This window comes from Salmonella sp. 741265073_HBA (genome assembly GCF_046569105.1).
Classification (GTDB): domain Bacteria; phylum Pseudomonadota; class Gammaproteobacteria; order Enterobacterales; family Enterobacteriaceae; genus Salmonella; species Salmonella enterica.
Map to the genome: position 1 here is coordinate 1 of NZ_JBKFRY010000004.1, position 24,303 is coordinate 24,303.

Annotated in this window: 23 protein-coding genes, 1 tRNA gene and 1 pseudogene; 8 read left to right on the plus strand and 17 right to left on the minus strand. The window is 52.5% G+C overall.

Annotated elements, in window-relative coordinates; all coding sequences use genetic code 11:
* The 3 genes from ACLD3P_RS07350 to ACLD3P_RS07360 form a co-directional block, all read left to right on the plus strand.
* On the plus strand, positions 1-432 hold a 432-nt coding region (locus ACLD3P_RS07350), incomplete at its 5' end, for a cytochrome c-type biogenesis CcmF C-terminal domain-containing protein (RefSeq protein WP_108443237.1).
* The gene (gene dsbE, locus ACLD3P_RS07355) at positions 429-986 is read left to right on the plus strand and encodes a thiol:disulfide interchange protein DsbE (RefSeq protein ID WP_411006693.1); all 558 of its coding nucleotides are present in this window, start codon (positions 429-431) and stop codon (positions 984-986) included. The genes ACLD3P_RS07350 and dsbE, both read left to right, overlap by 4 nt.
* Positions 983-2,026 (plus strand): cytochrome c-type biogenesis protein CcmH, encoded by a 1,044-nt coding sequence (locus ACLD3P_RS07360; RefSeq protein ID WP_411006483.1) that lies wholly within the window; start codon positions 983-985, stop codon positions 2,024-2,026. The genes dsbE and ACLD3P_RS07360 overlap by 4 nt, the downstream gene beginning before the upstream one ends.
* A 43-nt stretch (positions 2,027-2,069) precedes the next feature.
* On the opposite strand, the gene narP is transcribed toward ACLD3P_RS07360, so the two are convergent.
* Positions 2,070-2,717 (minus strand): nitrate/nitrite response regulator protein NarP, encoded by a 648-nt coding sequence (gene narP, locus ACLD3P_RS07365; protein ID WP_001115500.1) that lies wholly within the window; start codon positions 2,715-2,717, stop codon positions 2,070-2,072.
* An 818-nt stretch (positions 2,718-3,535) separates the two neighbouring features.
* Between narP and pagL the strand changes: the two genes are divergently transcribed.
* Complete coding sequence (gene pagL / locus ACLD3P_RS07370; protein ID WP_131046454.1) at positions 3,536-4,099, plus strand: lipid A 3-O-deacylase PagL; 564 nt, start codon at positions 3,536-3,538, stop codon at positions 4,097-4,099.
* 192 nt (positions 4,100-4,291) lie between these two features.
* On the opposite strand, the gene ACLD3P_RS07375 is transcribed toward pagL, so the two are convergent.
* From ACLD3P_RS07375 to ACLD3P_RS07395, 5 genes and pseudogenes are all read right to left on the minus strand, one after another.
* Positions 4,292-4,495: a DinI-like family protein gene (locus tag ACLD3P_RS07375; RefSeq protein ID WP_131046453.1), complete on the minus strand. Its 204-nt coding sequence runs from the start codon at positions 4,493-4,495 to the stop codon at positions 4,292-4,294.
* Positions 4,489-4,581: pseudogene (locus ACLD3P_RS07380) on the minus strand (hypothetical protein); the annotation flags it as partial. The gene ACLD3P_RS07375 and the pseudogene ACLD3P_RS07380, both read right to left, overlap by 7 nt.
* Positions 4,537-4,613 (minus strand) — tRNA-Pro (locus ACLD3P_RS07385). The gene ACLD3P_RS07385 and the pseudogene ACLD3P_RS07380, both read right to left, overlap by 45 nt.
* 73 nt (positions 4,614-4,686) lie before the next feature.
* Positions 4,687-6,447 carry an LPS biosynthesis-modulating metalloenzyme YejM gene (gene yejM / locus ACLD3P_RS07390; protein ID WP_131046452.1) on the minus strand — a complete coding sequence of 587 codons (1,761 nt, stop codon included), beginning with the start codon at positions 6,445-6,447 and terminating at the stop codon, positions 4,687-4,689.
* Positions 6,448-6,479: 32 nt separating this feature from the next.
* Positions 6,480-6,707, minus strand: coding sequence for a YejL family protein (locus ACLD3P_RS07395; protein WP_001135904.1), 228 nt, complete (start codon positions 6,705-6,707; stop codon positions 6,480-6,482).
* Positions 6,708-6,886: 179 nt separating this feature from the next.
* On the opposite strand from ACLD3P_RS07395, the gene yejK reads away from it, so the two are divergent.
* Positions 6,887-7,894, plus strand: a complete 1,008-nt coding sequence (gene yejK, locus ACLD3P_RS07400; RefSeq protein WP_000050806.1) for a nucleoid-associated protein YejK — start codon at positions 6,887-6,889, stop codon at positions 7,892-7,894.
* Positions 7,895-8,014: 120 nt separating this feature from the next.
* Here yejK and rplY read toward each other — a convergent pair whose 3' ends face one another.
* Positions 8,015-8,299, minus strand: a complete 285-nt coding sequence (gene rplY, locus ACLD3P_RS07405; RefSeq protein ID WP_000494192.1) for a 50S ribosomal protein L25 — start codon at positions 8,297-8,299, stop codon at positions 8,015-8,017.
* Positions 8,300-8,423: 124 nt separating this feature from the next.
* Positions 8,424-10,184: a DEAD/DEAH box helicase gene (locus ACLD3P_RS07410; RefSeq protein ID WP_023215256.1), complete on the minus strand. Its 1,761-nt coding sequence runs from the start codon at positions 10,182-10,184 to the stop codon at positions 8,424-8,426.
* A 151-nt stretch (positions 10,185-10,335) separates the two neighbouring features.
* On the opposite strand from ACLD3P_RS07410, the gene rsuA reads away from it, so the two are divergent.
* The 3 genes from rsuA to ACLD3P_RS07425 all read left to right on the plus strand — a co-directional run bounded on the left by rsuA (position 10,336) and on the right by ACLD3P_RS07425 (position 12,984).
* Positions 10,336-11,031 carry a 16S rRNA pseudouridine(516) synthase RsuA gene (gene rsuA / locus ACLD3P_RS07415; protein ID WP_001234836.1) on the plus strand — a complete coding sequence of 232 codons (696 nt, stop codon included), beginning with the start codon at positions 10,336-10,338 and terminating at the stop codon, positions 11,029-11,031.
* Positions 11,032-11,058: 27 nt separating this feature from the next.
* Positions 11,059-12,249, plus strand: coding sequence for a Bcr/CflA family multidrug efflux MFS transporter (locus ACLD3P_RS07420; protein ID WP_000213349.1), 1,191 nt, complete (start codon positions 11,059-11,061; stop codon positions 12,247-12,249).
* A gap of 390 nt (positions 12,250-12,639) precedes the next feature.
* Entirely contained in the window at positions 12,640-12,984 is a 345-nt protein-coding gene (locus ACLD3P_RS07425; protein WP_001094639.1) for a YejG family protein, read from the plus strand.
* Positions 12,985-12,987: 3 nt separating this feature from the next.
* Here the strand turns inward: ACLD3P_RS07425 and yejF are convergent, their stop codons facing one another.
* The 9 genes from yejF to yeiP all read right to left on the minus strand — a co-directional run bounded on the left by yejF (position 12,988) and on the right by yeiP (position 24,007).
* The gene (gene yejF, locus ACLD3P_RS07430; RefSeq protein ID WP_131046451.1) at positions 12,988-14,577 is read right to left on the minus strand and encodes a microcin C ABC transporter ATP-binding protein YejF; all 1,590 of its coding nucleotides are present in this window, start codon (positions 14,575-14,577) and stop codon (positions 12,988-12,990) included.
* A gap of 1 nt (position 14,578) precedes the next feature.
* On the minus strand, positions 14,579-15,604 hold the full coding sequence (locus ACLD3P_RS07435; protein ID WP_001137748.1) for an ABC transporter permease: 1,026 nt from the start codon (positions 15,602-15,604) through the stop codon (positions 14,579-14,581).
* The gene (locus ACLD3P_RS07440) at positions 15,604-16,698 is read right to left on the minus strand and encodes a microcin C ABC transporter permease YejB (RefSeq protein WP_000501623.1); all 1,095 of its coding nucleotides are present in this window, start codon (positions 16,696-16,698) and stop codon (positions 15,604-15,606) included. Before ACLD3P_RS07440 ends, ACLD3P_RS07435 begins: the two co-directional genes overlap by 1 nt.
* A 9-nt stretch (positions 16,699-16,707) precedes the next feature.
* Entirely contained in the window at positions 16,708-18,513 is a 1,806-nt protein-coding gene (locus ACLD3P_RS07445) for an extracellular solute-binding protein (RefSeq protein ID WP_023201575.1), read from the minus strand.
* A gap of 106 nt (positions 18,514-18,619) precedes the next feature.
* Entirely contained in the window at positions 18,620-20,176 is a 1,557-nt protein-coding gene (locus ACLD3P_RS07450; RefSeq protein ID WP_000957744.1) for a cyclic di-GMP phosphodiesterase, read from the minus strand.
* A 325-nt stretch (positions 20,177-20,501) separates the two neighbouring features.
* Positions 20,502-21,074 (minus strand): bifunctional murein DD-endopeptidase/murein LD-carboxypeptidase, encoded by a 573-nt coding sequence (gene mepS, locus ACLD3P_RS07455; protein ID WP_000241015.1) that lies wholly within the window; start codon positions 21,072-21,074, stop codon positions 20,502-20,504.
* A 413-nt stretch (positions 21,075-21,487) separates the two neighbouring features.
* Positions 21,488-22,207, minus strand: a complete 720-nt coding sequence (locus ACLD3P_RS07460) for a phosphatase PAP2 family protein (protein WP_131046450.1) — start codon at positions 22,205-22,207, stop codon at positions 21,488-21,490.
* Positions 22,208-22,236: 29 nt separating this feature from the next.
* A complete protein-coding gene (locus ACLD3P_RS07465) occupies positions 22,237-23,223 on the minus strand; it encodes a CobW family GTP-binding protein (RefSeq protein WP_000169350.1) in 987 nt (328 codons plus the stop codon).
* Positions 23,224-23,434: 211 nt separating this feature from the next.
* Positions 23,435-24,007, minus strand: coding sequence for an elongation factor P-like protein YeiP (yeiP, locus tag ACLD3P_RS07470; RefSeq protein WP_001136822.1), 573 nt, complete (start codon positions 24,005-24,007; stop codon positions 23,435-23,437).
* Positions 24,008-24,303: the final 296 nt, after the last annotated feature.

Below are 24,303 nucleotides of genomic sequence, written 5' to 3' on the forward strand. Positions count from 1 at the left end.
ATCGCCTTCAGCCAGAATTACAGCGTGGAGCGTGACGTGCGGATGCGGGCGGGCGACAGCGTGACCATTCACGACTACCGCTTCACCTTCCGGGAGGTGCGGGACATCACCGGCCCCAACTACCGCGGCGGGGTGGCCCTCATCGGGGTGACGCGCCACGGCGAGCCGGAGGCGGTGCTGCACGCGGAGAAACGGCTCTACAACACCAGCCGGATGGTGATGACCGAGGCGGCGATTGACGGCGGGCTGACCCGCGACCTGTACGCCGCGCTCGGGGAGGAGCTGGACAACGGCGCGTGGGCCGTGCGCCTGTACTACAAACCGTTTGTCCGCTGGATATGGGCCGGGGGACTGCTGATGGCGCTGGGCGGGCTGCTGTGCCTGGCGGACCCGCGCTACCGCCGCCGTAAACCATTGCCGGAGGCCGGATGAAACGCAACGTACTGTTATTACCGCTGCTGATTTTTCTGCTGATTGCCGCGGCGCTGCTGTGGCAGCTGGCGCGCAACGCGCAGGGCGATGACCCGACGAATCTCGAATCGGCGCTGACCGGAAAGCCGGTGCCGGCGTTCCGCCTGGAATCGCTGGAGACGTCGGGTCAGTACTATCAGGCGGAGGTGCTGACGCAGGGGAAACCGGTGCTGCTTAACGTCTGGGCCACCTGGTGCCCGACCTGCCGCGCCGAGCATCAGTACCTGAACCAGCTTTCTGCGCAGGGTATCCGGGTGGTGGGGCTGAACTATAAGGACGACCGGGCGAAGGCGGTGGCCTGGTTAAAAGAACTGGGCAACCCGTATGCGCTGAGTTTATCGGACAGCGACGGGATGCTGGGGCTGGACCTGGGCGTGTACGGCGCGCCGGAAACCTTCCTCATCGACGGCAGGGGGATTATCCGCTACCGCCATGCGGGCGATTTGAATGCCCGGGTATGGGAAAGTGAACTGAAACCGCTGTGGGACAGATACAGCCGGGAGGCGGCGCAATGAGACTGTTACCGGGCATGGTGATGCTGATGCTGGCGCTGGTTATCGCCGGGTCAGCGCGGGCGACCACCGACGTGATGCCGTTTAAAGATGAAGCGCAGGAGCAGCAGTTCCGCCAGCTCACGGAGCAGCTGCGCTGCCCGAAATGCCAGAACAACAGCATTGCGGACTCGAACGCGATGATAGCCACCGACATGCGCCGCAGGGTGTATGACCTGATGCAGGAGGGGAAGAGCCGCCAGGAAATCATCGATTACATGGTGGCGCGCTACGGCAACTTTGTCACCTACGACCCGCCGCTGACCCCGCTGACGGTGCTGCTGTGGGTGCTGCCGCTGGCCGCCATCGTGGCGGGCGGGTGGATAATCGTTGCCCGCACGCGCCGGCGGGTGCGTATCAGACAGGACGTCCTGGCTGACGCCATTCCTGCGGCGGGACCACGCGCAGGGGTGGGGGTGTATCTTCCGGGCGTGGTTATGGCGCTGGTCGTGGCCGCCATCAGTTACTCACAGACCGGCAGCTATCAGCAGGTCAGGGTCTGGCAGCAGGCAACGGCGCAGACGCCCGGGCTGCTGGCGCGGGCGCTGGACCCGCAGGCGCAGCCGCTGAATGAAGAGGAGATGGCGCGGCTGGCGCTGGGGCTGCGTACCCGCCTGCAAAATGATGCCGGCAATGTTGATGGCTGGCTCATGCTGGGGCGCATTGGCATGGTACTGGGTAATGCCGGTACCGCCACCGGGGCGTATGCGAACGCCTACCGTCTGGACCCGAAAAACCGCGATGCGGCGCTGGGCTACGCGGAGGCGCTGACGCGCTCGTCCGACCCGGAGGATAACCGCCGCGGCGGGGAGCTGCTGCGCCGGCTGGTGAGCCGTGACCACACGGATATCCGGGTGTTAAGCCTGTATGCGTTCAGCGCCTTTGAGCAGCAGCGCTTTGATGAGGCGGTGGCGGCCTGGGAGATGATGCTGAAGTTACTGCCGGCGGGTGACGCCCGGCGGGCGGTGATAGAGCGCAGTATCCGGCTGGCGCAGGAGAAATAATGCCCTGACGGCCCGGTGGCGTGGCGCCATCGGGCCTGGCTTGTTACTGCATTCCGCGTGTTTGTAAAAATAGAATGGTCGCCGCGACGCGCGAGCGCACGTTTAGCTTGCGAAGTAGATTACGAATGTGCACCTTAACCGTCTGCTCAGAAATATTCAGTACTGACGCAATCTGTTTGTTAGAAAGCCCCTGCGCCAGCTCATGCAAGACATCTAACTCTCGTTCGGTCAGGATACTAAAGGGATCTTCCTGCGCGCCAAACCGTTCGCGCTCACGCAGATATTCATTGACCCGATCGCTAAAGACTTTACCGCCGTTAGCGCCTTTGCGAATGGCCTCCAGCAGCACTTCCGGATCGCTATCTTTGAGCAGATAACCGTCGGCGCCGGCGTCGATCAGCGCGTAGATGTCGCTGGCGGAATCCGAGACGGTAAGAATAATAATTTGCGCCGTCACACCATCCCGGCGTAGCGCGTTCAGGGTATCTAACCCGCTCAGACCTTTCATATTCAGATCCAGCAGGATCAGATCGGGCTCAATGCGATTCGCCAGATCGATCGCACTCGCCCCGTCACCCGCTTCGGCAACGACATAAAAAGCCGGGTCCAGTTCCAGTAATTGACGAATACCTCGCCGCATAAGTGGATGGTCGTCCACAATAAGCACCTGAAAAGGTGTTACTTCAGGCATGCTATATCTCCTGAGTTTTATTAGAATGATTATTGTTTTCAGCGCGGAAATCGTCCAGATTTGCCACATTGTCAAGCGCGTAAATTTTACCCTAATTAGTGCATGGGTAAGTAGTAAAACCTGTGACAGGCTAGTAATTAGCTGAACGATAGAAAGGATAAAACAACCCGTTGTGAGAGAAAACAGAATACTCCCTGAAGTTGAATACTGGTCTGGACGCTTTTTTCGGACAATGTGACATAACAGAAGTGTGGCATATGTAGCTGCGCCCTTGCCCCCGTAAGTCCAGACTATCTTTCCTGGCAGGAAATTCCTTATTAAAAGTCATAGCGTCTAAAGCTTTTCATTATTAACAAATTATTTTAATTGAATTTATTTATGGTTTTATTAATGCCAATGAAATACATCTGAGCAGAACGAATAAACCGCGACATCTGTTAAATTAAATATTAAGTCAATAGCAGAGGTATTTTTATGCGATAAAGAGATTCTGACGATATTCTTATCATAAATGAAAATGTGGTCAGGAATGAGAGTCATTCACTTATAACTTATCCTGGATGTGCCTGAACAACACTCGCGGCGTTTTGAGCACCCGTTGGGGCAACTCAAGGGGAAAGCGTAGTGAGTATGTTTTGATTTCTGCACACAGTCCATGTCCAGCCTGTTTGCATCAAAAATGCTGGTTGGAGTAATTATGACAATAATATTAATACTGGATGCTATATCAGCCGTTTCTGTGAGCGTAAGCGTGGCGTAGAAAATTTTAAATATGTTAGCCGGTTAAAAATAACTATTGACATTGAAATGGTGGTGGAGTGTATATGAAGAGAATATTTATATATATATTATTACCTTGTGCATTCGCATGTTCTGCTAATGATAATGTTTTTTTTGGCAAGGGCAACAAGCATCAGATCTCTTTTGCTGCGGGAGAAAGTATAAGAAGAGGAGGGGTTGAGCACTTATATACGGCATTTCTGACATACAGTGAACCCAGCGATTTTTTCTTTTTACAGGCAAGAAATAATCTGGAGTTAGGAGGATTTAAGGCTAAGGGTAGCGATGATTGCAGTAAACATTCTGGTAGCGTTCCCTGCAATAAATATAACCAGGGCGTATTGGGTATCTCGAAGGATGTGGCGCTGGTTCATTTTGCTGGTATCTATACCGGTATTGGTCTGGGGGCTTATATAAAATCTAAGTCGCGAGATGATATGCGTGTCAATTCTGCATTTACCTTTGGAGAAAAAGCGTTTCTTGGCTGGAACTTTGGCTCTTTTTCTACAGAAGCTTATATCCGGCATTTCTCGAATGGATCACTCACGGATAAAAATTCAGGGCATAATTTTGTAGGTGCTTCAATTAGTTATAATTTCTGAAGTTGAATAACAATTAGCGAGTTGCTGGCTGAAGGAGTAATTAATCACTGTACGTTGTCTACAAAAACGTGTTGTGACTAGCCGATCATTATCGACCCTATGGCGACAGGGAGGCTAATTGTTAGTAACAAAGAAGTGGTAAGCCGTTTACCTTACCAGAACGTTTTATTATTGCTGCGACAGATTGCTTACTCATTTACCTGCCACTGCAAACATTTCTTCCAGCATAGGGTATAGATGCGCTTTTTCTGTTTTAGTACAAAAATGGTTTACGTTATTTGCCCGCATTGACTTTACGTTGACCACTGCACGGGAAAGGTGTCCGATCAGTTTATGCAAAATCAGTTCATGCAAAATAACGTCTCTGGCATCAGCTAACTTTTTAATTGTAGGCATAAAAAAACCAGCCCTGAGAGGCTGGTTTTTAAGGGGAATTTTGGTCGGCACGAGAGGATTTGAACCTCCGACCCCCGACACCCCATGACGGTGCGCTACCAGGCTGCGCTACGTGCCGACTTGTGGGTGCTAATACTACCTCTTTCCAACGCGAATGCAAGGGGAAACGGTGCTAACTGATTTATAATTAATCAGTTAGCGATAAAACGTTTCTCTTCTGTTAGCACTTGCAGCAGCAGACTGAGCTGCGGCTTCTGATCTTTGATCTTCTCGCCGTGTAAGTCATAGGTCTGATAATGACCGTTATTATTGAGCACCAGGGTCATTTGCGGCGTCGTGATTGCCAGCGTACTGCCGTCTGCCGCCGTTACCCAGTTATGGCGACGTGGAACGGTAAAGATGTCCTGGCCCTGTGAATATTCGTTCGCTGGCGTGCTGACATGTAACAGGCGTTGCATCAACGTGGTCATCACATCGGTATGATCGGTAAGCACATTAATACGCTGCGCAGGCGTCCCCGGCCAGTGGATCACCAGCGGTACTTGCAGATGACCTTGCGACCAGTCGAAGCGATTTTCTTCCGGCGTCAACGGTATTCCGCGTCCTGCGGTAATGATCACGACGGTATTGTCGAATTTACCGGCCTCTCGCAGCGCGTTCAGAACCCGATTGATTTGCGCATCCACGTCGCTGGCGGCGCTGGCGTAACGCTTAACAAAATTCTTCTGATTACTGTCATCAATGTTAGTACCGTTAAACGATACCCATGAGAACCAGCGGTTATCTTCCTGTGCGTAGCGTCCAAGCCAGTCTATCCACTGGCTGGCCGTTTGCGCATCAGACTGCGTCTGCGCTGTCGGCATCGAGAAATCGGACAGTAATGCCTGACGGTAAAGCGGGCTGGCGAAGCCATCCGAAGAAAACAGTCCCAGTTGGTAGCCTTGCTGATTCAACGCGGTAATGAGCGCCGCAGGGGTTCTGGTGGATAACACGCCATCCATATAGCCTGGCGATATGCCATAGAACAGGCCGAAAATACCGTTATCAGTGGTATTCCCTGAACTCATATGACGGGTGAAGTCGATGTTTTGTTCGGCAAATTTAGCCAGCTCCGGCATCTGCTTCTCAAAGCGAGAATAGTTCAGGCCGTCTACGGTAATGAGCAGCACATTCTGACCGGTGCCCATATCGCGATAGTGCAAATTGCTGAGCGGGTACTGTACGGAGACCGCTTCCGGATTGCCTTGCTCTACCAGACGGCGCTGATATTCCTGCGCATCCAACAGACCGTGTTTTTCAAGAAAACGTCGCGCCGTCATCGGATAAGAGAGCGGCAGGTTTGCCCGCTGCATGGTAATCGGCCGGTAAAAATTAGCGTCTGCCCAGATGTAGATAAGATGCGATGCGATAAAGGAGACGAAAAAGAATGCCGCAAGCGGCCTTGCGAAATGGCGGCGGCGCGTGAGACTGCGCAGCTTTTGCCAACTCCATGTCGCAAATAGCATCTCAATCAATAAGATAACCGGCACGCTAATAAACATAAGCTGCCAGTCGCGCGCCATTTCGTTCTGGTCAGGGTTGATGACCAGCTCCCAGACAATGGGATTAAGATGCAGGTGAAAACGGGTAAAGACTTCGCTGTCGATAAGCAACAACGTCATACCCGCGGTTGCCAGAATGGCTGATAAAAACCGCATCAGCCGCTGGGACATCACGATAAACGTGAGCGGAAAAAGAATAAGCAAATAGGTGGCGAACACCAGAAAGCTAAAGTGCCCGACAATGCTCAGGTAGGAGTATATGCGACCCGCAAGCGTTGTCGGCCAGTCGGCGACAAACAGGTAACGGCTGCCGAGCAACGTAGCCAACAGTATATTGAACAGAGCGAACCAGTGCCCCCAGCTAACCATCTGGGAGACTTTTTCACGGTAGCGCTGACGATGAGTTACCATACCTGTCGCTTGTTTCTCCGGAGTCGGGCTTTTTAGTGCGCGTTGTCTTCGCTAATCGAAGACTGCAAGGCGCGGGCAAAAGAGTTCGCAATCGCCTGGCGTTGAGCCGGCGCAACGCTGGTGTTGATAAGGTTGGTGACCATATTTCCCAGCACCATCAGGGAAAGATCGGTCGGCGCCTTATGTTTTTCCAGTACACTGAGCAGTTCGCTCAGCAGTTGTTCAACATGTTCATCACTATAGCGGGAGAGTTGTGGCATAAATCAAAATCTGTTTGTTCATGAAAGGGCAACATATTACCGTAGCAACAGTTTTTTTTCTGCATTTTTATCCCCTAAATCATTCGCGTTACGGATAACGCCTGAAATGACAGGGCGATTGCTTGCGTCTTCCGGCAGGCGGTGGTTGAATACCGCCCGGTCTTAAAGGAGAGTTTATCATGAGTCTGGATATCAACCAGATTGCCCTGCACCAGCTTATCAAGCGCGATGAGCAAAATCTTGAGCTGGTCTTGCGCGATTCATTGCTGGAGCCGACAACCACCGTTGTCGAGATGGTGGCTGAACTGCATCGGGTCTATAGCGCCAAGAATAAGGCGTATGGCCTGTTTAATGAAGAGAGTGAACTGGCGCAAGCGCTGCGGTTGCAACGTCAGGGAGAAGAAGATTTTCTTGCCTTTAGCCGGGCGGCGACCGGACGCCTGCGTGACGAACTGGCGAAATATCCCTTTGCGGACGGCGGCATTGTATTGTTCTGCCATTATCGTTACCTGGCGGTGGAGTATCTGCTGGTTACGGTACTGAACAACCTGAGCAGTATGCGGGTCAATGAAAATCTGGACATTAACCCGACGCATTATCTTGATATCAACCATGCGGATATCGTGGCACGTATCGATCTTACCGAGTGGGAAACTAATCCGCAATCGACCCGCTATCTGACGTTCCTGAAAGGTCGGGTAGGGCGCAAGGTCGCTGACTTCTTTATGGATTTCCTCGGCGCCAGCGAAGGGTTGAACGCCAAAGCGCAGAATCGCGGCCTGTTGCAGGCAGTGGATGATTTCACCGCAGAAGCGCAGTTGGATAAAGCAGAACGTCAGAACGTGCGCCAGCAGGTGTACAGCTACTGCAACGAGCAGTTACAAGCCGGGGAAGAGATTGAGCTGGAATCGCTGTCTAAAGAGCTTTCCGGCGTCAGTGAAGTCAGCTTCAGCGAATTTACCGCCGAAAAAGGCTATGAGCTGGAAGAGAGCTTCCCGGCAGATCGCAGTACGCTACGCCAGTTAACCAAATATGCCGGCAGCGGCGGCGGGTTAACGATTAACTTTGATGCGATGCTGCTGGGCGAGCGGATTTTCTGGGACCCGGCGACCGATACCCTGACTATCAAAGGGACGCCGCCGAATTTGCGCGATCAGTTGCAGCGACGCACGTCGGGCGGGAAATAAAGTCGCTTGCCGGATGGGGGAGGAAACGCCTTATCCGGCAAGTGTGATTCATCTTTACCGCGAACTAAATTCCATAAAAAAACCCCGCCGGGGCGGGGTTTTTCTTCAACTTCCAGGCGATTACGCGCGAACGAAGTCGATGTGAGTCAGCTTCGGTTTGTAAGCGTGACGCTGTACAGCCTGAGCTTTAACTTTGACTTCTTTACCGTCAACAACGAGGGTCAGAACTTCGCTGTAGAATTCAGCTTTAGCTTGCATGTTCATCACCTGGTCGTGGTCCAGTTCGATAGCAATCGGGGCTTCAGAACCGCCGTAGATGATTGCCGGGAACTTGTTAGCGGCGCGCAGGCGGCGGCTCGCACCCTTACCCTGCTCTTTACGTACTTCTGCGTTGATAGTAAACATTTAAATCTCTCTTTAATAATTCCTGCTACAGGCGACCCAGCAACAGGTAAGTGATCTGCTTTGCGTATGCAAAGGCGGGCGGGATTCTATACTCAAATCGCCGTTACATCAATGAAAAGTACAATTAACCACGTAATTCGTGCGCCCGGCGGAAGCGGCCTTCATAGTCGAACACTTTTTCACGCACCTGCCAGTACTGGCCTTTCATCCGCGCGACCACAAAGTCGGGATGCCGCAACAGCGCCTGCTGCGCGACAATATCCGCCGCCGTGATCCAGCGTAAAGGAACGCCGGGCGTGCGGGTATGCGGGCGAATAAATAGCTGTTCGAAAGCGGTACGCTGGGCGGGCGTGTGCAAGCGGAAGCGCTCACTGACATCCGCGCCGTCCTCGTCATAGTAAGTGATTTTCAGCCATTCGCCTTTCTCATCCTGCCCATGCTGCATCGTCATTCCGCTACAGCGCAGGACTAACGCATCCTTGAGCCTGAGCGCCGCTTTTAACATATCGTCCGGGTCGACCAGAATGGCGTCACATTCCCGGCAGCGTCGGGCGGCAATATCGTTTTCGGCATTACACTGCGGGCAGTTTTTGAAGCGAAAGCGAAAATCGCACTGCTCGCGATGGCCGTCGTCATCGTCAAACCAGCCCTGGCAGCGACGGCCAAAGTGTTCAATCAGCGTGCCGTCGGCAGTGGTTTTCCCCCAGAAGGTGTTGGCAAAGCCGCAGGCCGGACAAAATACCTGGACAGGGACGTTATCGCTTTTTCCCTTCGGGCTACCGACCTCCGGGGCATACAGGTCGTGCGGGTTGCCAGCGTAATCAAGAATCAGGCAATCGGTCTTTCCCGACGCAAGGCGCAGACCACGCCCGACAATTTGTTGGTAAAGACTAACTGACTCGGTGGGACGTAGAATCGCGATGAGATCAACGTGTGGGGCGTCAAAGCCGGTGGTCAGCACCGAGACGTTAACCAGATAGCGAAAACGCTGCGCCTTGAAATTATCAATCAGCGCATCGCGCTCGGGCCCTGGCGTATCGCCGGTAATCAGCGCCGCGTCGTCCGCCGGAAGCAGACCGACAATCTCTTTCGCATGTTCGACCGTGGCGGCGAAAATCATCACGCCTTTGCGCGTTTGCGCAAATTCCATAATCTGGCTGATGATGTGCGGCGTAATCCGCTGCTGCTTTTTCAGCTCGCGGTTCAGGTCGGCTTCGCTGAACAGCCCATTGCTTTGGGCCTGCAGGCGGCTGAAATCGTATTGGACCACTGGCATATCAAGCCGCTCAGGCGGCGTCAGATAGCCGTGTTTAATCATATAGCGCAGCGGCAGTTCATAAATACAGTCGCGAAACAGAGCGTTGTCGTTGCCGCGCACCATACCGTGATAATGAAATTGATAAATCCAGCCTTTTCCGAGGCGAAAAGGCGTGGCGGTTAGCCCAAGCAGACGTAAGTGAGGATTAACTTTACTCAGGTGAGTGAGGATTTGCTGATACTGACTGTCTTCATCGTCACCGATGCGGTGGCATTCATCGACAATCAACAGCGAAAACTCCTCCTGGAAGGCGTCAAGATTACGCGCCACCGACTGTACGCTGCCGAACACGACTTTGCCCTGACTCTCTTTACGTTTGAGTCCGGCGGCGAAAATATCCGCTTCCAGCCCCAGCGCGCAATATTTGGCGTGGTTCTGCGCGACCAGCTCTTTCACATGCGCCAGCACCAGTACCCGTCCGCGGGCGACGCGCGCCAGTTCGGCGATCACCAGGCTTTTACCTGCGCCGGTCGGCAGAACAATCACGGCGGGCGTACGGTGGCGGCGAAAGTGGTTGAGCGTGGCGTCTACGGCTTCTTGCTGGTAGGGGCGGAGTGTAAAAATCATGGTCTCACTACGTTAAACGGTTCCGGGAATAGTATGCCATGAATCATTTCCCTTGAGGGATATAGTTAGCCCGCTATACTGAGCGGATAGCAATTCCCTTTTTTCGGGTAGAATGCCCGATTTCCGTATTATTACAGGCTAAATCACACACATGCGACTTGATAAATTTATCGCTCAGCAGCTTGGCGTCAGCCGCGCTATTGCCGGGCGTGAAATTCGTGGTAACCGCGTTACCGTCGATGGCGACATCATTAAAAATGCGGCCTTCAAACTGCTCCCGGAACATGCGGTTGCGTATGACGGCAATCCCTTAGCGCAGCAACACGGGCCACGCTATTTTATGCTTAACAAGCCGCAGGGATACGTTTGTTCAACCGATGATCCCGATCATCCAACGGTACTGTATTTCCTGGATGAGCCGGTGGCGTATAAGCTGCATGCCGCAGGACGTCTGGATATCGATACTACCGGTCTGGTGTTAATGACAGATGACGGTCAGTGGTCGCACCGCATTACGTCGCCGCGCCATCACTGTGAAAAAACCTATCTGGTGACCCTGGAGTCGCCGGTGGCCGACGATACGGCAGCGCAATTTGCGAAAGGCGTGCAGTTGCATAATGAAAAAGATCTCACTAAACCCGCTACGCTGGAGGTGATAACGCCTGTGCAGGTCCGTCTGACCATCAGCGAAGGCCGTTATCATCAGGTGAAGCGGATGTTTGCCGCAGTAGGCAATCGCGTTGTGGAACTGCACCGCGAACGGATTGGCGCCATTACGCTGGATGAGAATCTGGCTCCCGGCGAGTACCGCCCGTTGACTGAAGAAGAAATCGCCAGCGTCGGCTAACTATCTCGTTAAATTCAGGAGTTCGATGTGACCACCCGGCAGCACTCTTCCTTTGCCATTGTCTTTATTCTTGGCCTGTTGGCCATGTTAATGCCGCTGTCGATTGATATGTATCTTCCAGCGCTGCCGGTGATTTCTGCGCAATTCGGCGTGCCTGCCGGTAGCGCGCAGATGACACTCAGCACCTATATTCTGGGTTTTGCGCTGGGTCAGCTTATCTATGGACCGATGGCGGATAGCCTCGGGCGTAAGCCGGTCATCCTGGGCGGGACGCTGGTATTTGCCGCTGCGGCGGTCGCCTGTGCGTTGGCGCAGACTATCGATCAACTGATCGTGATGCGTTTTTTCCACGGTTTGGCGGCCGCGGCGGCAAGCGTCGTCATCAATGCGCTGATGCGGGATATTTATCCAAAGGAAGAGTTTTCGCGCATGATGTCATTTGTCATGCTGGTCACTACGATAGCGCCCTTAATGGCGCCCATTGTCGGCGGCTGGGTGTTGGTATGGTTAAGCTGGCACTATATCTTCTGGATACTGGCCATTGCGGCGATTCTGGCGTCAGTCATGATCTTTGCTTTGATTAAAGAGACGCTGCCCGTTGAGCGGCGTCAGCCTTTTCATATTCGTACCACAATAGGTAACTTTGCCGCGTTGTTTCGCCACAAACGCGTACTGAGCTATATGCTGGCGAGCGGGTTTAGTTTTGCCGGTATGTTCTCTTTTTTAAGCGCGGGGCCGTTTGTCTATATCGAAATTAATCATGTTCCGCCGCAGGATTTCGGCTACTACTTCGCGTTGAACATCGTATTTCTGTTTGTGATGACGATTATCAACAGCCGTTTTGTCAGACGGGTAGGGGCGCTAAACATGTTTCGGGCCGGGCTATGGATTCAGTTTGCGATGGCGGTGTGGATGGTTTTCAGCGCGCTGATGGGCATTGGATTCTGGGCGCTGGTGGTCGGCGTTGCGGCGTTTGTCGGCTGTGTGTCGATGGTTTCGTCCAATGCGATGGCGGTCATTTTGGATGAGTTTCCGCATATGGCCGGAACGGCGTCTTCGTTGGCGGGCACTTTCCGCTTTGGTATTGGCGCTATCGTCGGCGCGTTGCTGTCGCTGGCTACCTTTACCAGTGCGTGGCCGATGATCTGGTCGATTGCGCTTTGCGCCGCCTGTTCCATTCTGTTTTATCTCTACGCCAGCCGTCCCAAAAAACGGTGACGGGCGCGCTGTCCCTCAATGGCGCCGAAGAATGCGCAGGCGGCGTTGGGGGACGCTATCCGCTACACGATGGCAAAGCCAAACGACTTTCATAGTTGATGTATATCAATTACCAATTCATCATTTTCCTCCTTTATGTTTATTTTATGTAAAATCCATTTATGTAAAAAGTCACATCATTGTAGTTAAAAAGGTTGAGTTAGATCGCAGAAACGGGTACATATAGCCCGCCGCTATCTCCGCGTCGGTAAAACTATTTTAACTCCCGCTTGCTGTAGAGCCACTGACGGAGAGAAGGGCGTTAGCAATCTGTTTAAGGACGGGTTGTCAATGATGTGTTAATATAAATGTAAGTAAATTGTGAAGTAATTGTGCTTCCGGGGAAAGAAAGTGAATACATTACAGCTCTCAATTGTTCACCGTCTGCCGCAAAACTATCGCTGGTCGGCGGGTTTTGCGGGGTCAAAGGTTGAACCGATTCCGCAAAACGGGCAGAGCACCGAGAATAGTCTGGTGGCGCTTAAACTGTTGAGTCCGGCAGGCGATAGTGCGTGGTCAGTGATGCATAAGCTCAGCCAGGCGCTAAGCGATATTGAAGTTCCTTGCTCCGTGCTGGAGTGCGAAGGGGAACCGTGCCTGTTCGTTAATCGTCAGGATGAGTTTGCCGCCACCTGTCGGCTGAAAAATTTCGGCGTGGCGATAGCGGAACCTTTTTCTAACAATAATCCTTTTTAGGCGTCAGCTTAACGCGAGTAGCTGACGCGTATAGGCCTGTTGCGGTGCGGTAAACACGCGCTCGCATTGCCCCTGTTCAACCACCTCCCCCTGCCGCAGCACGATAACCTGATGGCACAGCGCGCGTACTACATGCAGATCGTGGCTAATGAAGATATAGGCCAGACGGTGCTTTTGCTGGAGCGATTTCAGGAGGGCAAGAATCTGCGCCTGAACGGTTTTATCCAGCGATGAGGTCGGTTCATCCAGAATAATAAGCGACGGTTTTAAAATCAGCGCCCTGGCGACGGCGATACGTTGACGCTGGCCGCCGGAAAACTCAGCGGGGTAACGATGCCGCGTTTCCGGGTCCAGGCCGACTTCCATCATGACCGCTTTCACCCGCTGTTCGCGCTGCGCGCCTGAAAGCATAGGCTGGTGGACGCGCAGGCCTTCTTCGATAATTTGCAACACGTTTAAACGCGGGTTTAGCGATGAGTTCGGGTCCTGGAATACGACCTGGATACGGTGGCGAACAGGTAAAAGCTGGCGGCGGTTTAACGTATCCAGCGATTGACCGTCAAATACGATGCGGCCTTCGGAGCGGATAAGCCGTAACAGCGCCAGACCGGTGGTGCTTTTTCCCGATCCTGACTCGCCGACCAGACCCAGCGTTTCGCCTGGATGCAGGGTGAAACTGATATTGTTAACCACCACATTATGATCCACGACGCGCTTCAGAATGCCTTTGCGGATCGGGAAGGCGACGCGCAGCCTGTCCACTTCCAGCAACGGCGTCTGCCCGGCGGGGAGCGGAACCGGATCGCCAGTGGGTTCGCTGTTGAGTAGTTTTTGCGTGTACGGATGGGTAGGCGCGGAGAGCAGCGTGTCGGCGCGTTGGTTCTCTACGCACTTGCCGTGTTGCATTACCGCCACTGAATCCGCCAGTTTTTTTACAATGCTGAGGTTATGGGTGATAAACAGCAATCCCATATTGAGCTCGCGCTGGAGTTCCCGCAGTAGAGATAAGATCTGCGCCTGTACGGAGACGTCGAGGGCGGTGGTCGGCTCATCGGCGATCAGTAATTCCGGCCGTGTTAACAGCGCCATGGCTATCATGACGCGCTGGCGTTCGCCGCCGGAAAGCTGATGCGGATAATCGCGCAGACGCTGGCTCGCCTGGCGGATACCGACCCGATCCAGACAACCGATCATCTCCGCCCTTGCCGCCTCCCGACGCATTCCCCGATGGAGCGACAGCACTTCATAGAGCTGTTTTTCCAGCGTATGCAGCGGGTTAAGTGAAACCATCGGTTCCTGAAAAATCATGGCGATTTTATTGCCGCGCACGCCGCGTAGCGTCTGCTCGCTGGCATGAAGCAATGATTCGCCGTGAAAGCGAATATCGCCGGAGAGGTAGACGGCGGGAGGGGTAGGCAAAAGATGCAGAATGGAAAGCGCCGTCACGCTTTTTCCTGACCCGGACTCGCCGACCAGCGCCAGCGTTTCCCCGGCGTTCACCTGTAACGAAATGGCGTTAACGACAGGGCGCACGTGCTGTTGCTGACGGAAACCTACCGATAAATTTTCAATCGCAAGCAATGGAGATGTCATCTTATACCGCCTTAGCAGGATCAAAGGCGTCGCGTACCGCTTCGCCGATAAAAATCAGCAGCGATAGCAGAATGGCGACAGACAGAAAGGCGGCGATCCCCAGCCAGGGAGCCTGTAAGTTGTTTTTCCCCTGTAAAAGAAGTTCGCCGAGAGAAGGGGAGCCAAGCGGCAGACCAAATCCCAGAAAATCCAGCGACGTCAGGGTGGTGATGGAGCTACATAAAATGAACGGTAAAAATGTCAGGGTAGCGACCATCGCATTAGGCAACATATGGCGCAGGATAATGTCACGATCGCTGACGCCAAGCGCCTGCGCGGCGCGGATATAGTCAAAATTGCGGGTCCGTAAAAATTCGGCGCGCACCACGCCCACCAGACTCATCCAGCCAAACAGTACGGTTATGGCCAGCAGCCACCAGAAGTTAGGCTGCACTACGCTGGAAAGTAAAATAATCAGAAACAGGGTCGGCATCCCCGACCAGACTTCGATGAGACGTTGTCCCCATAAATCGACTTTGCCGCCATAATAGCCCTGTAGCGCGCCCGCCAGTACACCCATGACGCTGGAGCAAATCGTTAACATCAGGCCGAATAAAATAGAAATGCGGGTGCCGTACAGGATGCGGGCGAAAACGTCGCCGCCATTCGCATCGGTGCCCAGCCAGTTTTTCGCCGAAGGCGGGGAGGGGAAAGGCTGCGTGGTGGCAAAATTAATGGTATTGGCGCCAAAGCGTACGGGAGCCCACAACACCCAGCCCCGATTCTCAAGCTGCCGTTGTAGCCAGGGGTCCTGATAATCTGCCGTTGTCGCCAGCGGGCCGCCGAAATCGCGCTCGCTGTAATTTTTTACCAGCGGAAAATACCACTGGCCTTCATAGCGCACCAGCAATGGCTTATCGTTAGCAATCAGTTCCGCGCATAAGCTCAGGCTGAACACGATCAGGAAAATCCATAGTGACCAGTAGCCCCGGCGATTATGGCGGAAACGCGCCCAGCGGGCCTGATTGACCGGGCTTAATCGCGGCATTATCGTCCCTCAAAATCAATGCGTGGATCGACCAGCGTATAGCTGATATCGCTCAGGATATTCAGTAATAAGCCAATCAGGGTAAAGATATAAAGCGTGCCGAACATCACCGGATAGTCGCGCGAAACGGTTGCTTCATAACCCAGCAGCCCCAGGCCGTTGAGTGAAAACATGACTTCAATTAGCAGCGAGCCGGTGAAAAACATACTGATAAAAGTGGCGGGAAACCCGGCGATCACCAGCAGCATGGCGTTACGAAAAACATGTTTCCAGAGAATGTTTTTTTCACTCACACCTTTAGCGCGAGCGGTAACGACATACTGTTTACGCACCTCGTCGAGAAACGAATTTTTCGTCAGCATCGTCAGGGCGGCAAAACCGCCGATGACGGTCGCCAACACCGGCAGCGTAATATGCCACAAATAATCGGTGATTTTCTGGTACCACGGTAACGTGTCAAAGTTGGCGGAGACCAGGCCACGTAGCGGAAAGATATCGTAGTAGCTGCCGCCGGCAAAAAAGACGATTAATAAAATAGCGAACAGAAAGGCGGGGATCGCATAACCAATAATGATAAACGCGCTGCTCCACACATCAAAGCGACTGCCGTTATGGACGGCTTTGCGAATCCCCAGCGGGATAGACACCAGATAAATAATCAGCGTGCTCCATAATCCCAGGGTAATGGAGACGGGAAGACTATCTTTGATCAGCGTCAGTACGGATGCGCTGCGAAACAGACTGTCACCGAAGTCAAAAGAGAGATAGTCCCGTAGCATCTTGAAATAACGCTCATGCAGCGGTTTGTCGAAGCCATAGCGATGGGTGATCTCCGCGATCACCTCCGGATCGAGTCCGCGGCCGCCGCGATAATGGCTGTCGCTGATATTGCCGACGCCGGTTTGCGCATGACTGGCGCGAACGCCTTCGCCGCTGGCACCGGGCAACGCGCCGCCCTGACCAAATTCAATCGCGGCAATCGCTTGATCGACAGGGCCGCCGGGAGCGATCTGCACGATAAAAAAGTTAATGGTAATAATGGCCCATAGCGTGGGGATCACCAGTAACAGACGGCGGATAAGATAGGCGCCCATTGATTCTTACTACCTCCTGGCTGCCGGTAGTTTGGCGGCTTTGTTGACATCATACCACCAGGTATCTAACCCGATGGTATATACCGGGCGAATCGCCGGATGGGAGAATTTATCCCACCAGGCGAGCCTGTCTTGCGCCATATACCACATCGGCAGCATGTAATAGTTCCAGGTCAGCACGCGATCCAGCGCCCGTCCCAGCGGCACCAGTTTCGCTTTATCACCCTGCGCTGCGATAATTTGCGCGATCAGTTTATCCACCACCGGGCTTTGTACGCCGGGAGCGTTATAACTGGAGTTAATGTATTCCGACGCCCATGAGATTTGTAGATCGGAGCTGGGCCAGGGCATCGCCCGCCATAGCCTCGGCATCATGTCATAGTCGCGGCTGCGCATCCGGTTGGTGAGCTGAGAATTATCAACCTGACGGATAGTCATCGTAATGCCCAGACGCTGAAGATTATGCTGGAAGGGTAGAACCCACTGGCTATTACTGCTGGCAGGAAGGAGAAGTTCAAACGTCAGAGGCTTACCGGTGACGCTATTGACCCGTTGCTGTCCGTTGATCACCCATCCGGCCTGCGTCAACAAGGCGTCAGCTTTAAGAAGATTTTCGCGATCGTAGCCGTCGCCGTTAGAGACCGGCGGCTGATAGATCTGAGTGAAGACTTCAGGAGGAAGATCTTTTTTCATCGGCGCGAGTAATACCAGCTCATCGGCGTCAGGGTAATTTCTGGCGGCGTACTCGGTATTCTGGAAGTAACTGTTGGTTCGGCTCCAGGCATTATAGAACAGCGCTTTATTCATCCACTCAAAATCGAAGGCCAGGGTGACAGCTTCACGTACCCGCCGGTCTTTAAATACCGGGCGCTGAATATTAAAGGCCAGCCAGCGTGTGTCCTGCGCCGACTCGTTTTTCTGCTCTTCTTTAATGATGTAATGATTATCGAAATTTTTACCGATATAGCGCGTTGCCCAGTTTTTAGCGTCGTTTTCCAGCCGTAGATCAAATGCGCCCGCTTTAAACGCCTCGAAAGCGACATTGTCATCAAGGTAGTAATCGTAGCGGATAGTGTCGAGGTTAAAACGTCCACGATTGACCGGCAGATTAGCCGCCCAGTAGTTTTTGACGCGTGAATAGACAATGTACTGGCCCATTTTCCACTGAGTAATCCGGTATGGCCCGCTGGCTAAGGGCGGCGTTGAAAGCGGATCGCTGAGTTTGTGATTTTTCCAGAATTTTTCGGGCATGATCGGTAGTGAAAACAGACTAAGCATGTCTTCTTTACCAGGCTTCGCCAGCTCAATTCGCACGGTTAAAGGCGCAATCGCCTTCACGGTAGTACCTTTATAGACCAAACGGAACTGCGGTACGCCTTCGGTCATAAACTTATGAAAGGTAAAGGCCACATCGCGGGCGGTAATGGGCGTGCCATCGTGAAAACGAGCGCGGGGATTAATCGAGATTTCCACCCAGGAATAGTCGGCGGCATAGCGGGCATGGTCGGCAATCAGCGGATAATAGCTTCCGGGCTCATCATCCGAGGTGGTAAAAAGCGTATCGTAAAGGGCTTCGGTACGTACGCCGGGATTGCCGCGCAGCGAATAGCGATTGAAATTATCGAACGTACCAATGGCGGAAAGCGTCATCTGACCGCCTTTCGGCGCAGCAGGATTCACATAATCAAAGTGATCAAAGTTAAAAGCATACTTAGGTTCGCCGAGTACGGCGAAAGCGTAGCTTTCTTTGATTTCCTGGGCCTGGGCGCCAGCGCTAACCAGTGCGACAAGCAGAAGCATTACGCGCGCAATCATCTGAAGGCGGTTTCCTTATCGTATTGCCCGCTGCAAACCGGCAGGCGTTTCGCTGAATAATAAGTGACGTTGCGTCTGATGTGAATCCGTTAAAACCGTAAGGGGACTACCATTCAGGCACGGAAGGCGCCGACATCCACAGCACGAAATCTTTTAGGGGTAAAGGACGGCTAATCCAGTACCCCTGCAAGTAATTAACACCGTGATCGCGTAGCCAACGGGCCTGCTCCGGCGTTTCAACGCCCTCGGCCACCGTCAGCATATTCAGGCGTCTGGAGAGCGTCAGCACGGTATCCAGAACCGGAGACGTGACAGTTTCCGTACCGATCGCCTGGATAAAGCCGCGATCGATTTTCAGATAATCTAAAGTAAATCGCTCCAGATAAATCAGGGCGCTATGGCCTGTACCGAAATCATCTATAGCGATTTCAAACCCGGCGGAATGCAGCCATTCGAACAGTTTGGCCGCTTCATACTGCTGGAGCATATCGCGTTCAGTGATTTCCAGCACGATATGAAAATGGTGCGCGGGCAGGGCGTCCCTGAGCCGGTGCATATCCTCTTTAAAACTGTCGCTGTGCAGATGTTCCGGCGCGATGTTAATGCCAAATTTGGCACCGACGGGCATCACCTTCTGTAGCGTGGGTGCGTCGCGGGCGATCAGCTCGAACAGATGCTGCGTTAACGGTACGATAAGTTGCTGCGCTTCGGCATAGTGGATAAAGGCATCCGGCGGAATCTCGCCTGCCGTAGGGTGACGCCAGCGCAGTAAGACTTCAAGCCCGGTGACGCTTAGCGTACGAGTATCGACGACGGGCTGATAAACCACATAAAACTGCTCGTGTTTGATCGCCGTTAAAATCTCTTTGCCCGGTCGAGTCCGGAGGGCATAGATAAAGTAACAGATAAACCCCGCTACGATGCCGCTAATGCAGCCCAGCATCAACGCATACCACAAGTCATTGTAGGTCCAGCTATCGGCATAAAGCTGTATTTTAAGCGGCAGGCCGTTGATAGTTGCCTGTCGTGATGGCGCGCCCGGCAGCTCCGCGACGGTCAGCAGACGCGAAGAAAAAGTCGACAGCGCGGTATTGCCGACAATCAGCGCGATGCCGTTAAAATCGTCCTGGCGCGTGGTATAGAGTAAGTAGGGCGTCAGGTTAATATTCAGCGATGTGAATACGCCGCTGTCATTTAATAATGGGTTCCGATACCAAATCACCATTGTCGGTTTGTTGGGCATCATTGGCGTGCCGGGCAGAATCGCCATAGCAACGTCTTTGCGGATATCTATATCCGGTACCAGTTGCTGAAGCGGCATATTCATGGCGCCAGTGGCGGAAGAGCAGAACACTTTTTTATCTTTAATCAATAAGAAGGCGCGGACATTAAGGCTAAAAGCGGCTCTTGAGGTGAGTTCTGCGCCAACCTGCTGACAGGTGTTGATCGTCAACGGCTGAAGAATATCGGTGGTGGCTTTCAGGTCGGCGAAATAGCTGGCCAGGTAATGTTGTACATCAGAAAGGAGCGTATTGTATTTAACATCCCGTTTATGCCACGACAGGAAAAATTGCAGGCTACCAATAAGTAATGCTGCCGCTATCCCCGTAATGATACAGGTAAGCAGGATTTTCCGACCGGAAGAGGAGTCGCGTGTTAGCATAATTCCTGGTGTGACCTGAAAAGGCGGATGCCGGTTAAACTGGTTGATTTATAAGACTATAGCCTGGATTACCCCGGATAGTCATGCTTTTCTGTGATGCGCAGGAAAGCGTATTGTCGCAGTAGTCGTTGGCGGAAACGACCTGAATGTCTGATGGCGCTATGTTTATCAGGCCTACGTTCGTGTGTTGTAGGCTGGATAAGAGGCCACACGTCGCTATTCGATAAAACGGGTTCAGAAGGGATAATAAGCAAAAGCACTGCCGAAGCAGTGCTTTTTATGTCGTCTCATCAGGTAAGTCAAGGGAGGTGCTGCCTGATGAAGATTAACTGCGGCTCAGAACTCGACGCGCTTCATTGTAGCGTTTTTTCCAGTACGGTTCGTTCATACTGGAGATAATTACGCCGCTACTGGTAGACGCATGGACAAACTGGTTATTGCCGATATAAATACCGACATGGCGACCAGTGGAACCGGCGCGGAACAGAACCAGATCGCCCGTACGCAGGTTATTGCGTGAAACTGCTTTGCCCATTTCCTGCTGTTCATAGGTTGAACGCGGAAGCTCTAAACCAAACTGTTCACGGAAGGTGCGCTGTACAAAGCTGGAACAGTCGACGCCTTTCTTAGTGCTGCCGCCCAGGCGGTAACGCACGCCTTTCCAGTCAGCATACTGATCCATAATCCGCGACTTAACGTCGAGGTTACGCACCATATTTTCAAATTCATCCTGAGAGGCTTGCAGTGAAGAGCTATCGCTATTGCCCACAGCATGCGTCTCAGAATGCATATTCTTTGCGGTATTGGTGGTTGTGCTACAAGCAGAAAGCAGAACCGCAACTGCAATCGCAGGAATCCCGCGCAAAATATATCTCAAAATCGGTTGAGATTTGACCATGTTGTTTGTTTTCCCTTGAAGTCCTTAACGATAAATATCGTTATAAAAATGCCAAACGTGATGAGACTAATTACCTGCACAGCTTGAGACAATTCTTTGTGCACAAATCTGTGGCGGAACGCACAAATTTATTCGCAATGAGAATAATTATCTGGCGAGGCAAAACGAGTTTGAGATTACCCGATTGTTGCTGTCATTGCGAGCGATTTCGCGTGATTTTTTATAAGAATTTATGATACGAAAAGTGAACTATCAGCACGGGTCAAATTAAGCGCAAATCGTTTAAAAATCATGCAACCTGTTCATTTTGCAGAGGAATAATATGACCGAAAAATGATGGGCTGGGGGAATATCATCATAAATTACCTTCAACGATGTAAAACTATCGCTGAAGGTAATGTTAATTGTATGGGTTATTTGTTTGAAATTTGTTTATTTCCGCCCGGGAGATAATTCTCAAAAAGCGCTATCGCCCGGTCGCTGAGCGGGGTCATCAGCCACCAGGGAAGGCCAATCAAAATAACCGTGAGCGAACCGACCACAATATCGGTGAACCAGTGAGCGCCAATCATAACGCGCGGAAACGCGAAAACCACAAATATAATAAGGGCGATAATCCCCGCCGTTTTGCCGAAATAACGCAGCATAAAGGCGGAAAATATCAGCAGCATCATACCGTGATCGCCTGGGAAACTGTCTTTTGACGCGTCTTTTGTCGGGATGTGCAGCAACTCGCTGACGCGATAAATATGCTCAAAAGAGAGCGTTGGGCTGGCGCGCTTGACGGGGATCAGCGCCTGACCGAGTTGGTTAAGCACCACCGCTGTTAGCAGCATGACCAATCCGATTATCACAATGCGCCGCCGGCCCGATGCGTTTTCTTTTAGCCAGAAACTGAGCATCAGTCCGCCCATCGCCAGCAGCGAACAGCCGTCAAACGCCCGATTATTGGTAATAGCGACCCACCAGAGGAACGCGTGGCTTTCCACCAGTTTCTGGTTAAAGAAGTGGAATATGCCGGAATCAATGGTGAACCAGAAGCCGTGATTGACGGGAAGATACCATGACAAAAACAGCGCCAGACCGGCGGCATTAAGCAGAATTATCAAGGAATAGCGGGTTTTCATCGTCATTTCGCCATAGTTTTTAAACGGTGGCAACCTTACGCGTGCGTCGCTAAACGAAGCTTCAACAAGGCCGTCTGTAACGTATTCCAGTCGGTTTCTGTGTTTGAGATAAGTTCAACCCGGCTGTCCGGCGGCGCGACACTCTGTGTTTCGATGTGCAGGTCATCGCCCTGGCGATTGATGCGTACCAGCCCCTCTTGTATGCGCATAACGCCTTTCACCCGGCCCACCGGCGCCAGACGCGCCCATTCAAGGAGGCCAATGGTGTCAAACACGGTATCGGCATCGAAAATCCAGCCGCAGGCCTGATGACCTTGTCCGCTATTGAGGCTGCGTCGCCAGCGCTGCTGGGCGGGCAGATTTAGCGCGGCGAGTCCTTTTTTACTGGCATGAGTGTGAGAATGCGCGGCGCTGGCCGGCAGTTCCGCCAGATTTTGTCGTGGTAAATCAAGAAGCTTACCGTCTATCTGTCCATGTTCGGCATGAATCAGTTGGCGATCGCCGCCGTACTGTCGCCACCACTGTTGCAGGGCGGCATCGCTCTGCGCCGTGGCGCGATCGGTCTTATTGGCGATGATAATATCGGCTGAGGCGAGCTGATCGCGGAAATTTTCATTGGCGACGCTCTGTTGATCCAGTAGCAGGCGAGGGTCAAGGATGCAGAGCGTAGCGCGTAAATCAATCCACGGCTCATAAACCGGCGCAGTTAATAAATCCAGAATCTGTTTTGGGTGCCCCAGTCCGGTTGGTTCAATCAGCAACCGATCAGGTTTGCCCTGGCGTAGCAGCGTGTTGAGCCCTACCTGCATAGGCAATCCGTTGACGCAGCACATGCAGCCGCCGGGGATCTCTTTTAGCAGTGCGCCGCTGTCGGCAAGCAGTGCGCCGTCAATACCCACTTCGCCAAATTCATTGACCAGGACGGCCCACTTTTCAGCCGGATCTTTATGAGCTAATAAATGAAGGATAGAGGTGGTTTTTCCGCTACCGAGAAATCCAGTAATAAGATTGGTTTTGGTCACGTCAGCTCCAGAATATTGATACAACATAACAACTTTAATAATCCTGGCGAATAAACGTGAAAAAGAGAAGCTCTGAGTTGACGAAGTCGTGCTTCTGCCATCTTAAGAGCAGAAAATGTTAAATTTTTAACGTTTCTCTTTCCGGGCGCAGAACAGTCAATAAAGAAAAGGGTCAGACTGCGCCCTGGGGCGCAGCCGAAAAATGCGAAACTTAATCCGCGCGCCCCATATAACGGCGCTCTTCGATATGAATGCGGATTTTCTCACCTGCGCTCAGGTATTCGGGAACCTGAATCACCAGACCGGTGCTTAATGTCGCGGGTTTGTTACGTGCGCTGGCGGACGCCCCTTTAATACCCGGCGCGGTTTCGACGATTTCCAGATCCACGGTCTGCGGAAGCTCTAGCGCCAGCAGTTGGCCATCCCAGGTCAGAACCTGCATATCCGGCATTCCGCCTTCAGGCATAAACAGCAACTCTTCTTCAATCTGATCTTTGGTGAAGGTATACGGCGTATAGTCTTCTTTATCCATGAACACATATTCGTTGCCATCGACATAAGAAAAGTCAACGCCGCGACGGCTCAGGGTGACGGTATCAACGATATCGTCGCCTTTGAAACGTTCTTCCACTTTCAGACCGGTGCGGACATCAGAAAAACGCATTTTATACAGTGTGGCGGCGCCACGGGCGGTAGGCGACTGAATGTCGATATCTTTCACAATCAGCAATTTGCCGTTGTAGTTCAGTACCATACCTTTTTTGATTTCGTTCGCTCTTGGCATCGAGGAGATCCTGTTGTAGAGATTATCTAAAATATCGCGTAAAACTACTCGCGCCGGGCCGTCCAGGCAAGTGGAATTGTCACTTTTGCTGGTGCAAAAAAGGTGATACTGTTCGCCCGCTTTCCGCCCCGCATTCAACGAGAATACGCGATGGCATGTCGCCCGGAGGGGGAAGTGTGCTGTGTTGTCCCTTCTGTTTCCAGCCTTGTCTTCGGAATGTCTGAGGGCAGGCCTGATCATGATGACGTCCACATTTTAAATCTGGATTTTTCTTTGGACAAATTCTGTTATCTTTC